This window comes from Bacillus sp. FSL K6-0268 (assembly GCF_038005425.1).
In the GTDB taxonomy this organism is placed as follows: domain Bacteria; phylum Bacillota; class Bacilli; order Bacillales; family Bacillaceae_G; genus Bacillus_A; species Bacillus_A thuringiensis_S.
The window spans coordinates 5,594,099-5,609,336 of record NZ_JBBOTF010000001.1 but is presented as its reverse complement, the minus strand read 5'-3'; the positions used below and the strand labels follow the sequence as shown (position 1 = coordinate 5,609,336).

The window sequence follows — 15,238 nt, the reverse complement described above, 5'->3', positions numbered from 1 at the left end:
CTTGCTATTTAACTTAAACCACAATTTTATGTTACACTATTATCTTTAATTCGAAAATAGTATATAACATTTAAGAATAAATGACATACTATTATACACAATAAAAAGCAGACATTACGTCTGCTTTAATTCTCCTCAATTTGCTTTTCACTTAACCCTAGATGTGTTCTAAGAGTATTACTCAAACTCTGCAAATCTTTTTTATTAGGATTATAATAATATACACGTTGCCCATTTGGACCATTAGGTAAATATAAATCATCACCAGCTAGTTGTATTTTTTCAACTGAACCGTTTAAACCGTATTTATAAAAAGATAAAATATCATCCATTACTAAGTTTGTTTTAAAATCGTCGTCAACTGCCTCAACTATTTTTTCTAGCTTCGTAATCGATCCTACACTTTTTAATTTACTTAAAATCGATTCAATAACAAGTTGTTGCCTCTGCCCTCTCATCGCATCACTATCAATATGGCGCGTTCTTGCTAGTGCAAGTGCTTCTTCCCCATTTAATTTTTGCAATCCTTTTTTCAAATGAATCGCATCAGGTTCATCTTTACTATTTTGCTCCGTAAATTCAACTGGGACATCTACTTCAATACCATCTAACCCATCAACAATTTTAGTAAAGGAACCAAAATTAAATTTCACAAAATAATCAACGGGCACTTGTAACAATTTTTCTACCGCTTCCACAGAAGCTTGCGGTCCTCCATCTTTACCATTTTTAACGAAACCACTTCCATATGCATGGGTTATTTTATCTTTTTTCTTTTCAACTGGAACGTATGTATATGTATCACGCGGTATGCTCGTTAATTTCACTGTTTTATCGTCTTTATTAAAAGTCGCTAACAATAATGCATCTGTATGAAATGCACCATTATACTCCTTTTGTCGTTCTTGATTTTCATCAATTCCCATAATTAAAAGTGAAACATGATTTGCAATTGGCTTTACAGATTTCTCACGTAAATTGGATTTTTCACCTCGTGCTAAATTCAAATTAGATTTTTGTACGAGACTAGAAGTTTTCATATATACATAGGCTCCATAGCCAATTCCACCAAATAGCAATACCGCTAGTAGTAAACTTATTATCGTTTTCTTTTTATATTTTTGCTTATTTTTCTCTTCTCTTAAAGATGAATGATTCCCCATTTACTCTCCTCCTGTTTCTATTCATCCAATATGTTTTTCATATTTAGCGCTATCCTTTTGAAACATACTTTCTTTCAATCCCTTATCTATTTGTATCCATTCTGTCGTAAGTGAATATTGAATCAAGCCTTCTTGAAAACTAAGAAATTTCAACATAATCCCTGTATTTTTCTCCACAACCATTTCGAATTTCCCTCTTAAATCTTCAGAGGTGCTAACAGGCATCTCTATATTGATGACTCCTTCAATTTTGTAACAATCTAATCCAAGATATTTCGTTTCTTTATAATTCCAATCTTTATATCGAATTAACAAATCTGCGAATTCTGATTGAATACTATATTTCGCTAGTCCTACATATTCATCATCATATCGCTTTTTTTCACCTGATTTTCTCAATAACCTTTCCGTAGGATTTAACTTTAATAATTCATTGTTTCTTTCTTTCGGGTTCCATTTTGTCTCTTTATAGGTATACTTCTCATCATCAAACTCTTTTTTCTTGCCCTCGTTATATATAATTGTTCGTTTTTTCGCTAGTTTATCTTCTTTCGAAGAGATACCTCTTTGTTTTTCCGTATCAATTGCATACTTATATGTTGTAGCAATTCTTGATGAGCTAGAATATTCCTCAAATTGTCCTGAACTATTTTTAAAATAATCAATAGAATCTAGCATCTTTTGATGAATCTTTTCTTTATCTGGATAATGTACATTTGATTTTATTTCTTCTTCATTTTCATAATCAGAAAACGCTTTTTTCTTTACATATTCAAATACTCCACCGTTTTGCGCAAAACTTTGTATAGAAAACTCAGACATAGATACCACTGAAAGTATACAAACCGCTGCACTAATTATCATCATATGGATTTTGTAACTCTTCTTTTTTACCTGAAGATTATGTAGTGTACCATTAATCTTCTCATTTAACTCTGGAGGTACTATAACATTTTCATTTTTTATTCTCTTTTTTAATTTCTCATCAAATAATTTTTCACTATCCACCCTTTACACCCCCTATTCCATCTTTAATCGTTTTTGTAGTTGTTCCCTCGCACGCGATAATCTTGATTTCACTGTTCCTTTCGGTATTTCTAACAGCTTCGCAATACTATCTTGATTCATATCTTCATAGTAATAAAGCACCGTAACAGCTCTTAATTCTTCATGTAACGATTGAATCGCATTATACAAATCTATATCTTCATACTGATCACACGCACTCATATTGTAATCATTCTCTTCTGTCACAATTACATTTTTATACGCTCTAATAATATTGTTACACTCATTCATTAAAATTCGAATTAACCAAGTTTGAAAAAACTCTTCTTTTTTTAGTTTTTTTATATTTTCATAAGCTTTTAAAATTGTTGTCTGTATCGCGTCCTCTATATTTGTCTCATCACGTAACATCGCCTTTGCTATTCGATACATCTTCACTTTTTCTGTATGTATAAGCGTTATAAAGGCTTCATGATCGCCTTTTTTCGCTAAAGAAACATCGGTTTCTTCTTTTATAATCATTTTATATAAAGGGATTACTTTCACAATTGCTCCTCCTGTTTCATCCTCACTTCAAATTTAACTTTACATGTATTAGACGTAGGAACCTAGGAAAAGGTTCATTTTTTTGAATATTTTTGTAAATAAAAAGATAAATATCCTTTATAAGTGTTATGTAATAAACATACTAGATTTAATTTACAAATAAAAAAAGCCCACTTTCTCAGTGGACTTTCTACTTTACAACGGTAAATCCCTCTTCTTAAAAACTACAATTGCTACTATGAAAATACAAAGTGCTCCAGCAGTTAAACCTATACTTACCGGCCATATATTATACGTTCCTTCAGCAATTTCTTTCGGATGAAACAGCGTGAATAATGATAGACTTCTCATCCACTCTAACTTATCACTTAATTTACCTACCATATCCAATACGAAAAATAAGATAGTTAAACTCGCTGAATAACTTAGTGCCTTTCTTTCGTCATTACATATACAAGAAAAGAAAAATGAATACGCACTAACGACTAAAAATATGAGCCCTCCGACTACATTTATCTTCAAAAATAATTCTTTATTTAAGTTATTATCTTGTAAAAACCATTCTGCACCTACTAACCCAGCTACATACGTAACAGATACAATAATCAGAAGTCCCAATATGAGAACAGCAGCTTGTGTAATAGCAATTTCCACTCTAGATACAGGTGTTGCTAACAAGTATGCCATTGCTCCTTTATCTACATGACGAGCAATTAAATGTGTTGCAACTGTTACACAAAAAATTGTTAAAATGATAATAAACAATAGACTATAGTATTCACCAGCTAAAAAATCCATTACGTTTTGAATCGGACTTTCCATACCAACGATTTTTTTCACACTATCAGGCATGGCAGCTATTAGTTCATTTAGCCCTTTCGCTGATACCATTGACGGGAATATCCAAATTAATAACCACAAATATAAAGCCGCACCAAACGCATAACTCAAAATATTTTTTTGTGTTTCTTTCAAACTAGCTAAAAATAATTGCTTATTCATGCGTTACCCCTTCTTTCTTATCGTAATAATGCATAAATAAATGTTCTAAATCCATCGCTCTCGTTTGAAGTGCCGTTACATTATAGTTTGAAATTGTTTGTAAAACAGTTTGATAGTTTCCTTGTACAATGATAGATGCCTCTCTACCTTTTACCACTTCAAATTGCAAATTACACTTTGTAAGAGATTCAATCTCTTCTTGCGATGATACGGTTACATCTATTACCTGTCGTCTCATACTTTGTAAATCGTGAATATTTTCAACCGTTACGAGTCGACCATCTTTAATAATCGCTACTCGATCACACGTACGCTCAATTTCAGTGAAAATATGTGATGACATTAGGATTGTTTTTCCTCTTTGCTTTTCCTCTAATATTAATTCTATAAATACTTGCTGCATAAGTGGATCAAGTCCAGATGTTGGTTCATCTAAAATTAACACCTCTGGATCGTGCATAAATGCAGCAACTATCCCCACTTTTTGCTTCATTCCTTTAGACATTTTGCGAATCGGTGTTTTCACATCAAATTGCAGACGATCTATCAGTTCATCTCGTCTTTTCGTATCCTTTAATCCACGCATTCCTTGCATTAATTTTAAAAACTCTAATCCGTTCATTCCTTCAATAAAAGAAATTTCACCCGGTAGATAACCAACTTCCCTTTGAATTTTCGCTGCTTCATTCCAACAATCTAATCCAAAAATTGTCGCTTTACCAGCTGTCGGTTTTATAAATCCCATTAAATTACGAATCGTCGTTGATTTCCCGGCACCATTCGGTCCTAAATAACCGAATACTTCTCCCTCTTTTACATCAAATGTAATATGAAACAAACCTTTTCCATTCGAAAACTGTTTTGTGACATCCTGAACTGAAATCATAATTCCACCTCATTTTTTGAAATATTTAATATGTGATATTTCAAAATCATTGTACTCCTCATCTTTCATATTCGCAACAACTTTTTGAAATATTTATTAGTCCATATTTCAAAATTATTGTTTTCCATTATTTTTTCTTGTATATTTTAAGTGAGATAATATGAAGTGACCTCCTAGATTATCAAGTCAGGGATTTTAACCCATAATAATGAATGAAAACATTATGAATGGGGTTATACCCTATGATAATAGGAGGCCACTATGGAAAATATAATATATATTGGGATGGATGTCCACAAGGAAAGTTTTAGCTTATGTGCACTACACGGAACAACTGGGGAAATTGTAAGAGAAGCACGATGTGCTTCAAATGTATCTCTCGTAAAAAAATTCGTTGAGAAACTGAAAACAAAATATGGTGAAGATATAAAAATTAAAGCTGGATATGAGGCTGGTTGTTTAGGGTATTCACTTCATAATCTTCTTGAACAAAATGGAATTGATTGTGATATTTTAGCTCCCACAACAATGTACAGTTCATCAAAAAACAAAATGGTGAAAAATGATAAATTCGATGCCAAAATGATTGCTCTTAATTTAGCAAATGGCACCTATAAAGAAGTATATGTTCCAGAAGAAGAGGATGTTGCCGTGAAAGAGTATATCCGCATGTTAGGTGATTTTAAAACATCTTTGAAAAAAATAAAACAACAGATAAAAGCATTCCTTTTAAGACATGGCTATGTGTATGAAGGGAAATCAAGCTGGACAATCGCTTATATGAAATGGTTAAAGAATCTTGATCTACAAGGATTATTCAAAGAAACGTTAGGCGAATACCTATTACAGTATGATGTTCTAGTCGATAAAATTGAGCGGTTCAGTTTGAGATTAGAAGAATTATCTCATCGTGAAAGGTACGAAGAACCAATCGCAAAGTTAAGATGCTTAAAAGGTATAGATACAACATCGGCAATGACTGTTCATGTGGAAATTGCAGACTTCACTCGTTTTCCCACGGCTAAAGCATTTATGGCTTATGTAGGATTGACGCCAAGCGAAAGCTCAAGTGGAGAGAAAATCAGTCGACGTTCGATTACAAAACAAGGAAATTCGACCGTTAGGTCTACTCTTGTAGAATGTGCAAATGCGTTGGTAAAAGGAGCAATCGGATTAAAATCGAAGCGAGTGAAAGCAAGACAAAAAGGGCAACGAAGCGAAGTGATTGCTTATGCGGATCAGGCTGTAGAAAGGTTACAAAGAAAATATTATCGCATGATATATCAAGGGAAGCCTAGAAATGTTGCCGTTACAGCTATCGCAAGAGAACTGGGGTGTTTTATATGGGGATTAGAAACAGGTAAAATTCACCGAAAATAAAGAGGGAAGGATATGAAGTTGATTGATTCATAGTTAGAAATCAAAGGTATCAATTGATGGCATAGATGAGCTTCAGAGATAGTGAATTACAGGTCTGGCTATCTATGACTCACCTCTTCTGGCATGGCTGAAATTCTGATAAACAAGCTATTTATTAGAATTTGAAAAGGTGTGATCCACGCAGTGAGATTATAAGAGCCTAACGACGAACCATTAACCTGAGGTAACCAATCCACGAATAACAGAGTGGTTAACTGTCGATAGATCTTATTTCTGAAGCTTTTGTATGCCATCAAGAAAAATATTATGGGTGAAAAACTATTGACAAAGGTCACTTCATAACAGGTGATTGCATTGAACGGATTTGAAAGAGTAAAAGAAAAGAAAAAACGTGCCATTAAAGAAGCAGCATTCGTATTATTTTCAGAACGTGGATTTAATGAAGTGAAAATAGAACATATCGCAAAAGAAGCGAACGTTTCTCAAGTTACAATTTATAATCATTTCGGAAGTAAAGATGCGTTATTTAGGGAGCTTATACAAGAATTTATCATATCTGAATTTCAATATTATAAAGAGCTTGCAGAAGAAAAATTACCTTTTCATGATATGATGCAAAAAATGATTGTAAGAAAAATGAATACTGGCGGGTTATTTCAACCTGATATGTTACTACAAATGATGCAAAGGGACGAAGAACTCCGGAAGTTTATTTATAGTTATCAAAATGAAAAAATCCTGCCCTGGTATTTAGAAATATTAGAACGAGCGCAGCGCAAAAACGAAATTAATCCTCACCTTACTAAAGAAATGATGTTACTTTACATTCAAATGTTTACAAAATTAGGTGATGAATTTGGAGCACAACTTCTTGAAGGAGATCGTGAAAAACATATACAAGATATCGTTACGATGTTCTTTTATGGACTCTCCGTCCCAGAAAAATAATTTTTCTAAAGAACAAATAGAATTACCAAAAAGCCCTTTGGATATTTAAATCACAAGGGCTTTTTCATATCAAAAAATGTCTAAAACTAACTTTATCTTAAAGAAGTTAAATGCTTCTTTATAGATAACACCTTATTATAGATTAACTCTTTTAGCATAACAGGCTGAATTGAAATAATCGTTTCACCGAAATTCAGAAAATAATTTGAAATAAAATCAAATTCTTGCTTGTTAAAATAGCCTGTTATAATGTAATTTTCATTTTCCTTTTGCATCCTCATGGAAGGGTAATTCTCTTTATCAAAAATGTCTTTTCCTTTTTGATTAACAATGACGCTAAAATTAATTGCATCAGGCTTTCTGTGAAAAGTAGTAAGATAACTTAATAATTCTTCAAGATTTTTTGGATTAATATTGCTCGTTTCCACAATAGAAAGAATTTTATCACATCTAATTATTTGAACATTATTCGTCTCAAAATTAAAGATTTTAGCATACCACTGGCCAAATTTAGATTCTATTCGAATAAATTGGGCAACCAATGCTTTCTCCTCACCTTTTTTTAAATATGTTAAATGATAAACTCGCTCAGCAAAAATCCCCTGTAAAATTTCTTTTAAGAACGGACTAAAATTACTATGATTTGTTACTTCAAAGGAAAGCGTTCTTTCCATAATTGAAATATTTTTACTCACATTATCAGGTAATACATGTTTAAATTTATTTTCAAGCGCAATACTTTCTACATTAAATGGTTTTGTCTTGTATCCATTTAGCGTAAGAATTGAAAAATATAAGGCATACATTTCATCCACACTAAAATAAATTGGTGATAAAACACTATTTTCTATAATTTTATAACTTCCATTTCTACCCAATTCAGAATATATGGGTACACCTATTTCTTCCAATGATTGAATATCTCGCAAAGCGGTACTTTTAGAAATATCATATCTAACCATTAAATCTTTTAAATTAAAATATCTTTTATTATTTAAGAAAATAAGCATATCATTTATTCGTTCCGTTTTTTTCATATTTCCCTCCCAAAAAGGTGTCATGTATTGAAACCCTTTTAATCTATATTATAATTATCAACTAATAAAGGAGTTATATATTTATGACATTAGAAATAGCTATTTTTCTTTCAATGAATGGGCAAGCAAAGGAGGCGATTAACTTTTATACACGTCATTTAGAAGCCAAAAAGTTAATGGTTGTTACGTATGAAGAACTGGCGAAAAGAGATAGTTCTTTTAAAATTAAAAGTGAAAATAAAGATCATATTGCTCACTCTGTTTTACAAATTGGGAATACAAAGCTAATGATAGCAGAAGATACAATGAAGCCTAATGAACGTTATAACGTTGGAAATAACATGTCACTTTGCATTCAAAGCGCTAATTTAGAAGAAATACAAAGGTTTTATAATAATTTAATTTCCGATAAGCATGTGAAAATAATCTCTCCCCTAGAAAAAAATATATTTAGTGAAGCATATGGTATTATTGAAGATCCTTATGGCATACAAATCCAATTAATGTATGATAAACGACTAAACTAAATAATTAATCATATTCACATATTCCTAATAAAAAAGACACGAATTTCGTGTCTTTTTTATTTTATAGAAATGACTCTACCCTTTTCACTGCTTTCAATCGCTAATTGAATCAGTTTAATAACATCTAAGCCTTCTTTTGCTGTTACAGGTAGTTTCTCACCATTTAATATACTATCTCGTACACCTTTATAATAATTATCATAACAACCGACTTCTGTTGGAATGCGCTCTAAGCTTTCTTCTGTTTCTAGAGTAGCAAAATTCTCTTCATCGTCTACTCCATAACCATTATCACCTGGCTTCATTCCATTTTTTAATTGCTCTTCCTGCGAATCCATACCGTACTTCACGATAGAACCTTTCTCTCCATGCACTATAAAATGCGGTCCAGCTTTTTTCACATAACTGCTACTACGTAAAATGACACGTTTAGCTCCGTAATGCAGTACTATGTGGAAATAATCATCCACCTCTGCACCTGGTCGTTGTTTTATTACATCTGCACTTATCGCATCTGGTTTTCCAAATATTGATAACGCTTGGTCAATTAAATGCGATCCTAAATCGTATAATATACCGGAACCTGGTAGATTTTTTTCTCTCCATCGATCACGCACATGTGGACGGAAACGATCAAAATTTGATTCATATGCGTATACATTCCCTACTCTGTTTTCTCCTAACAATTTCTTAATTGTTAAGAAATCATTATCAAAACGACGATTATGATATACGCTTAACATTACATTATGCTGCTCTGCTAATGAAATAAGCTCTTCCCCTTCTTCAATTGAAACAACAAATGGTTTTTCTACAACAACATGCTTACCGTTTAAAATTGCTTCTTTTACATATGGAAAATGAGTTGTATTAGGTGATGTAATAACAACTAAGTCAACATCAGCTCGCTTCACCAATTCATCAATTGTACTAACAACATTAGCGTTTGGTAATGTTTCTTTTACTACCTCTTCTTTTGAGGATAATACAGCACGAATATCATATTCTTCTATTGTTTGTAATAGTGGGATATGAAATGTCGTACTAGAAAAACCAAATCCTACAATCCCTACACCTATTTTTTTCATGTTGCCCCTCCATTTGTCCCGCTTTAACGGGCAGTAAGATTCCTAACTCAAAATCCAGCGAAAGCTAAGAAATTAGGTGAGGAGTCAACTGCTCGTTAAAGCCCGATTGGTTCAACTAATAATCAGTGGGGATAAAGAAAATCCCCATTGATTAAAGTTTCACTTTATGAGAACGATTTCATTCAGTTATTATAACAAGATTATTATTATTTACATAATAAATTGCCTAGAAAAAAGCATCTTGCTACTATTCATAGCAAGATGCTTTTTTTAACCCGCTTTAACGGGCAGTAAGGCTCCCGACCGCGAAGGAGTTAGATGGGAGACCAACTGCCCGTTAAAGTCCGATTGGTTCAACTAATAATCAGTGGGGATGAACAAAATCCCCACTGATTATAGTTTCACTTTACTCCGGTCGTTTTTTCGTCCACGTTTCTACTACTTCACCAGTATCATTAACATCTAGCACTAGGCTACCATTACTATACCGGTCTTTATTTCGATACGCTTTCGGATCAATCTCTTCTACAATATTTTTTTCTGTCTTCATATAAACTAATTCATCGTCCCGAACAATTTCAATACCGACAATGCGGTATGGATTACGTTTTAACTCTTTGAAAATAACAAGACCTCGTTTCGCCCTCGTTGATTTCTCAATTTCTGATGCTTTTAGACGTTTTACAGCACCGCGCTGCGTTACGAGAATAAGTTGATCTTTGTCACCATTTAACGGTTTACCAGAAGCGACATAGTCATCTTCTTTTAAATTAATTGCTTTCACACCAGCAGCTCTTACACCGACTGGACTTACTTCATCTTCATGGAAAATAAGTGCATATGCACCATGTGTAGCAAGAACGATATCACTCGTTCCATCTGTCGCAAATATATCGACAACTTCATCACCTTTTTTCAAGTTTACAGCAACGAATGCCCTTGAATAACGCTGAACTTTATATTGATTTAATTCTGTTTTCTTTATCATACCATTTCGTGTTACAAATACGATAAATCGTTTTTCTTCCTCAAAGTTCGGTACAACCGTTACCCAAATGATCGTTTCATCTCGGTCGAGTGAAACGATATTTGCAACGTGCTGACCTAAATCTTTCCAACGAATATCTGGCATTTCGTATACTGGAAGATATATATAGTTCCCTTTACTTGTGAATAAAAGAACTGTTTCAGTCGTATTCGTATCGAATCGTTCAAGTAAGATGTCACCCTCTTTCATACCGAAGTCTTTGCCGTTTGATGCATTATGTGAGCGCCATCCAGTACGTTTCACATATCCTTCTTTCGTTACAGTAACGATGACATCTTCTTGTGGAATCATCACTTCTACGTCTATTTTAATTTCTTCAATTTGTTCTTCAATAATAGCACGGCGATCATCACTATATGTTTTCTTAACTCTCTTCAAATCAGTTTTAATGACTTGAAGTAATCTTTTTTCACTTTGTAAAATTGACTGTAGCTCTAGAATTTTCTTATTAAGCTCATCTGCTTCTTCTTGTAACGCCGTAATGTCTGTATTCGTTAAGCGATATAATTGCAAGGATACAATTGCTTCTGCTTGTGCTTCTGTAAAGCCAAATTTTGCACTTAAATTATCTTTCGCATTACGTTTATCTTTTGAAGCTCGAATTGTCTCGATTACTTGGTCTAAAATCGATAATGCCTTCTTTAAACCTTCTACAATATGTTGACGATTTTCTGCTTTTCTTAATTCATATTGTGAACGTCTCGTAATAACCTCTTTTTGATGTCCAATATAAGCATCCAAAATTTTCGGTAATGTCATAAGTGTTGGACGGCGATTATTGATCGCTACCATATTAAAGTTATATGGAATTTGTAAATCTGTATTTTTATATAAATAATTTAAAATACCTTCGGCGTTTACTTCTTTCTTTAATTCAACAACGATTCGTAAACCAGTACGATCCGTCTCATCACGTACTTCAGCAATGCCATCTAACTTTTTATCTAGACGTAATTCATCCATTTTCTTTACAAGGTTTGCCTTATTCACTTCGTAAGGAATTTCAGTGATTACAATTTGTTGTTTCCCACCGCGCACTGTTTCAATTTCTGCTTTTCCGCGAATAATAATTTTACCTTTTCCTGTTTCATACGCCTTTTTAATACCATCAATCCCTTGAATAATACCGCCTGTTGGGAAATCTGGTCCTTTCATAACTATTAATAAATCATCAACAGTACTATTTGGCTTATCAATACGCATCATTGTAGCGTCAATAACTTCTCCAAGATGATGCGGAGGAATTTCTGTTGCATAACCAGCGGAAATTCCTGTAGATCCGTTTACTAATAAATTCGGGAACGCTGCTGGTAATACAACCGGTTCTTCACTCGTATCATCAAAGTTTGACACGAATTCAACTGTTTCTTTATCAAGATCACGTAATAATTCAGATGCGATTGGTGATAAACGAGCTTCCGTATAACGCATCGCTGCCGCTGGGTCCCCATCAACACTACCGTTATTACCATGCATTTCAACTAAAACATTACGTACTTTCCAAGTTTGGCTTAAGCGAACCATTGCTTCATATACAGAGGAATCTCCATGTGGATGATAATTACCAATAACATTACCTACTGTTTTAGCTGATTTACGAAACGCTTTATCATGTACATTACCTTCTACATACATAGAATATAAAATACGTCTTTGTACTGGCTTTAAGCCATCACGTGCATCTGGAAGTGCACGATCTTGAATAATATATTTACTATAACGTGCAAAGCGGTCACCTAACACGTCTTCAAGCGGGAGGTCATGAAACTTCTCTGCTTGCATGTTATTCCACCTCCGTCTCCATAATCATTTCATTTTCTAAAATATTTCCTTCTTCTTGCATACCAAACTGTACATTACGTTCAATCCATTTACGGCGCGGTTCTACTTTATCGCCCATTAATGTTGTAACGCGACGCTCTGCTCTTGCTGCATCATCAATTTTCACGCGAATTAATGTACGCGTTTCAGGATTCATTGTTGTTTCCCATAATTGATCCGCATTCATTTCACCAAGTCCTTTATAACGTTGTAACATATAGCCTTTGCCAACTTTTTTCGTTACACCGTCTAATTCCTCATCTGACCAAGCGTATTCAATTACCTCACTCTTACCTTTCCCTTTACTTACCTTGTATAAAGGAGGAAGTGCGATAAACACTTTACCGGCTTCGATAAGTGGCTTCATATATCTGTAGAAGAACGTTAATAACAATACTTGAATATGAGCTCCATCCGTATCTGCATCGGTCATAATAACAACTTTATCGTAGTTAATATCTTCAACAGCGAATTCATTTCCTACACCGCCGCCAATTGCATAAATAATTGTATTAATCTCTTCATTCTTAAAAATATCAGCAAGCTTTGCTTTCTCCGTATTAATTACTTTACCACGCAATGGTAGTACCGCCTGAAAACGACGATCTCGCCCTTGCTTTGCTGAACCGCCAGCCGAGTCACCCTCTACTAAATACAATTCGTTTTTCTGAGGGTTACGTGATTGTGCAGGTGTTAACTTCCCGCTTAAAGTACCTTCTGATTTTTTCTTTTTCTTACCACTACGTGCTTCTTCTCTCGCTTTACGAGCAGCCTCACGTGCTTGCGCTGCTTTAACTGCCTTTCTCACAAGAAGTGTAGCTACATCCGGGTTTTCCTCTAAAAAGTAAGCTAGATGCTCTGATACAATGGCATCAATAGAAGAACGAGCTTCACTTGTACCAAGTTTCCCTTTCGTTTGTCCTTCAAACTGCAGTACTTCTTCTGGTACACGTACAGAAACGATAGCCGCTACACCTTCACGAATATCTGTACCTTCTAAATTTTTATCTTTTTCTTTTAATAATGAAACTTTACGAGCATACTCATTGAACACACGCGTCATTGCTGTTTTAAATCCAGCTTCGTGTGTTCCACCATCTTTTGTACGTACGTTATTTACAAACGAAAGAATATTTTCTGAGTAACCATCATTAAACTGGAATGCTAGTTCTGCTTCAATCCCGTTTTGTTCACCAGTGAAATATACAACCGGGTGAATTGAATCTTTTTCTTCGTTTAAATATGAAACGAAAGCTTCAATTCCTGTTTCATAATGAAATATATCTTCTAAATCATTACGTTCGTCTTTTATTGAGATTTTCATTCCTTTTAATAAGAATGCAGATTCACGTAATCTCTCACATAATGTTTCATAATTGTAATTTGTCGTACTAAAAATCGTTGTATCTGGTTTGAAATGCATTGTTGTACCAGACTCTTTTGTTTTCCCGATTTTCTCTAACGTTGTTGCAGGAACGCCACCATTTTCAAAGCGTTGTTCATAAATGTTACCATCACGTTTAATTGTTACTACTAACCATTCTGACAAGGCGTTTACAACTGATGCCCCAACACCGTGTAAACCACCACTCGTTTTATAGCCACCTTGACCAAACTTACCACCTGCATGAAGTACAGTTAAAATAACTTCAGGTGTAGGTTTCCCAAGTTTATGCATTCCCGTAGGCATTCCTCGCCCTTTATCTATAACGCTAATACTATTATCTTTATGTATTACGACAGAAATTTCGTCGCCAAATCCCGCTAACGCCTCGTCAACGGAGTTATCTACTATTTCATATACTAAATGATGCAATCCACGGCTATCCGTACTCCCGATATACATACCCGGGCGTTTTCGAACGGCTTCAAGTCCTTCTAACACTTGAATCGCATCTTCATTATATTGGAACTGATGCTTCACCAAACTCCTTGCCCCTTTCCTAATCCAAAATCAGAACATATGTTTCTATTATAGAATAACGCCTCGACTATAGTTTTGGCAAGTTATCTTATCTCTTTTATATACCATTTTCAATAGAAAAATCCTTGTTTTCTCACAAGGATTCCTCTAGGCTACTATTTCAGAAAAATAATCGTTTGTCAACGAGAAATGGATATGTATTCCAAGATTACACATTCCAAACCTTTATTATGATCCAAATGATCAAAATCCAAAATGGGATTACAAATAACAATCCCCAAAAACAGCCTTTAAAAAATCTCATGATGAACACCTCGTTCATCGGCCCTACTTATCTATAATGAGGGCTGAATCAATCTTTCTAACTTTAAGTCTATACTATTTTGTCATCGCATGTTCTACTTTAATACAACGATCCATTATTACAGTATAGTCTTTTTCTTTTAAAAGTTTATATGTATCTTCATCTTGTACTCCTAATTGTGCCCAAAAAACATCTGCATCAATCTCGACAAATTCTTTTGCAACATCCATTAAAAACTCTGAGCGACGAAATACATTTACAATGTCAACGTGTTCCTTAATATCCTTTAGTGAAGAAACTGCCTTTTCTCCAAGCACCTCATTTACTGTTGGATTAACTGGAATAATGCGGTATCCAGCATCTTGCATTGCTTTTGAAACCATATACGATGTACGTTCTGGCTTATCTGATAATCCAACAACCGCAATTGTTTTGCTTTTCTTTAACACTTCACCAATTTCCGTACGAGTTGGGTTTTCAATTGTCATAATTAATCCCTCCTATTCCTTTAGTATAGCCGATAAAGAAAGTCTCTTTCAATATGAAAGAGACTTTC

General features: G+C 33.9%; 13 protein-coding genes. 3 read left to right on the top strand and 10 right to left on the bottom strand.

Annotated features, from left to right (window positions below):
• Positions 1-125: 125 nt before the first annotated feature.
• The 5 genes from MHI28_RS29300 to MHI28_RS29280 all read right to left on the bottom strand — a co-directional run bounded on the left by MHI28_RS29300 (position 126) and on the right by MHI28_RS29280 (position 4,605).
• Positions 126-1,163, bottom strand: a complete 1,038-nt coding sequence (locus tag MHI28_RS29300; RefSeq protein WP_000526731.1) for an LCP family protein — start codon at positions 1,161-1,163, stop codon at positions 126-128.
• Positions 1,164-1,184: 21 nt separating this feature from the next.
• Positions 1,185-2,171 carry a hypothetical protein gene (locus tag MHI28_RS29295; protein ID WP_000376636.1) on the bottom strand — a complete coding sequence of 329 codons (987 nt, stop codon included), beginning with the start codon at positions 2,169-2,171 and terminating at the stop codon, positions 1,185-1,187.
• A gap of 12 nt (positions 2,172-2,183) precedes the next feature.
• Positions 2,184-2,717, bottom strand: a complete 534-nt coding sequence (locus tag MHI28_RS29290) for an RNA polymerase sigma factor (protein ID WP_000864724.1) — start codon at positions 2,715-2,717, stop codon at positions 2,184-2,186.
• A gap of 195 nt (positions 2,718-2,912) precedes the next feature.
• Positions 2,913-3,719: an ABC transporter permease subunit gene (locus MHI28_RS29285; RefSeq protein ID WP_001041417.1), complete on the bottom strand. Its 807-nt coding sequence runs from the start codon at positions 3,717-3,719 to the stop codon at positions 2,913-2,915.
• Positions 3,712-4,605 carry an ABC transporter ATP-binding protein gene (locus tag MHI28_RS29280; protein WP_000626561.1) on the bottom strand — a complete coding sequence of 298 codons (894 nt, stop codon included), beginning with the start codon at positions 4,603-4,605 and terminating at the stop codon, positions 3,712-3,714. The genes MHI28_RS29285 and MHI28_RS29280 overlap by 8 nt, the downstream gene beginning before the upstream one ends.
• A 261-nt stretch (positions 4,606-4,866) precedes the next feature.
• Between MHI28_RS29280 and MHI28_RS29275 the strand changes: the two genes are divergently transcribed.
• Both MHI28_RS29275 and MHI28_RS29270 read left to right on the top strand, forming a co-directional pair.
• Positions 4,867-5,985 (top strand): IS110 family transposase, encoded by a 1,119-nt coding sequence (locus MHI28_RS29275; protein ID WP_277548338.1) that lies wholly within the window; start codon positions 4,867-4,869, stop codon positions 5,983-5,985.
• A 345-nt stretch (positions 5,986-6,330) separates the two neighbouring features.
• Entirely contained in the window at positions 6,331-6,933 is a 603-nt protein-coding gene (locus MHI28_RS29270; RefSeq protein WP_003309799.1) for a TetR/AcrR family transcriptional regulator, read from the top strand.
• A gap of 92 nt (positions 6,934-7,025) precedes the next feature.
• On the opposite strand, the gene MHI28_RS29265 is transcribed toward MHI28_RS29270, so the two are convergent.
• Positions 7,026-7,994, bottom strand: coding sequence for a helix-turn-helix transcriptional regulator (locus MHI28_RS29265; RefSeq protein WP_000187494.1), 969 nt, complete (start codon positions 7,992-7,994; stop codon positions 7,026-7,028).
• Positions 7,995-8,053: 59 nt separating this feature from the next.
• On the opposite strand from MHI28_RS29265, the gene MHI28_RS29260 reads away from it, so the two are divergent.
• Positions 8,054-8,497 (top strand): VOC family protein, encoded by a 444-nt coding sequence (locus MHI28_RS29260; RefSeq protein ID WP_000171340.1) that lies wholly within the window; start codon positions 8,054-8,056, stop codon positions 8,495-8,497.
• 56 nt (positions 8,498-8,553) lie between these two features.
• Here the strand turns inward: MHI28_RS29260 and MHI28_RS29255 are convergent, their stop codons facing one another.
• From MHI28_RS29255 to MHI28_RS29240, 4 genes are all read right to left on the bottom strand, one after another.
• Complete coding sequence (locus MHI28_RS29255; protein WP_000719768.1) at positions 8,554-9,585, bottom strand: oxidoreductase; 1,032 nt, start codon at positions 9,583-9,585, stop codon at positions 8,554-8,556.
• A 406-nt stretch (positions 9,586-9,991) separates the two neighbouring features.
• Positions 9,992-12,415, bottom strand: coding sequence for a DNA topoisomerase IV subunit A (gene parC / locus MHI28_RS29250; RefSeq protein ID WP_340828413.1), 2,424 nt, complete (start codon positions 12,413-12,415; stop codon positions 9,992-9,994).
• Between the two features lies 1 nt (position 12,416).
• A complete protein-coding gene (gene parE / locus MHI28_RS29245; RefSeq protein WP_340828412.1) occupies positions 12,417-14,381 on the bottom strand; it encodes a DNA topoisomerase IV subunit B in 1,965 nt (654 codons plus the stop codon).
• Between the two features lie 375 nt (positions 14,382-14,756).
• Positions 14,757-15,170 (bottom strand): CoA-binding protein, encoded by a 414-nt coding sequence (locus tag MHI28_RS29240; protein ID WP_000151394.1) that lies wholly within the window; start codon positions 15,168-15,170, stop codon positions 14,757-14,759.
• Between the last annotated feature and the right edge of the window lie 68 nt (positions 15,171-15,238).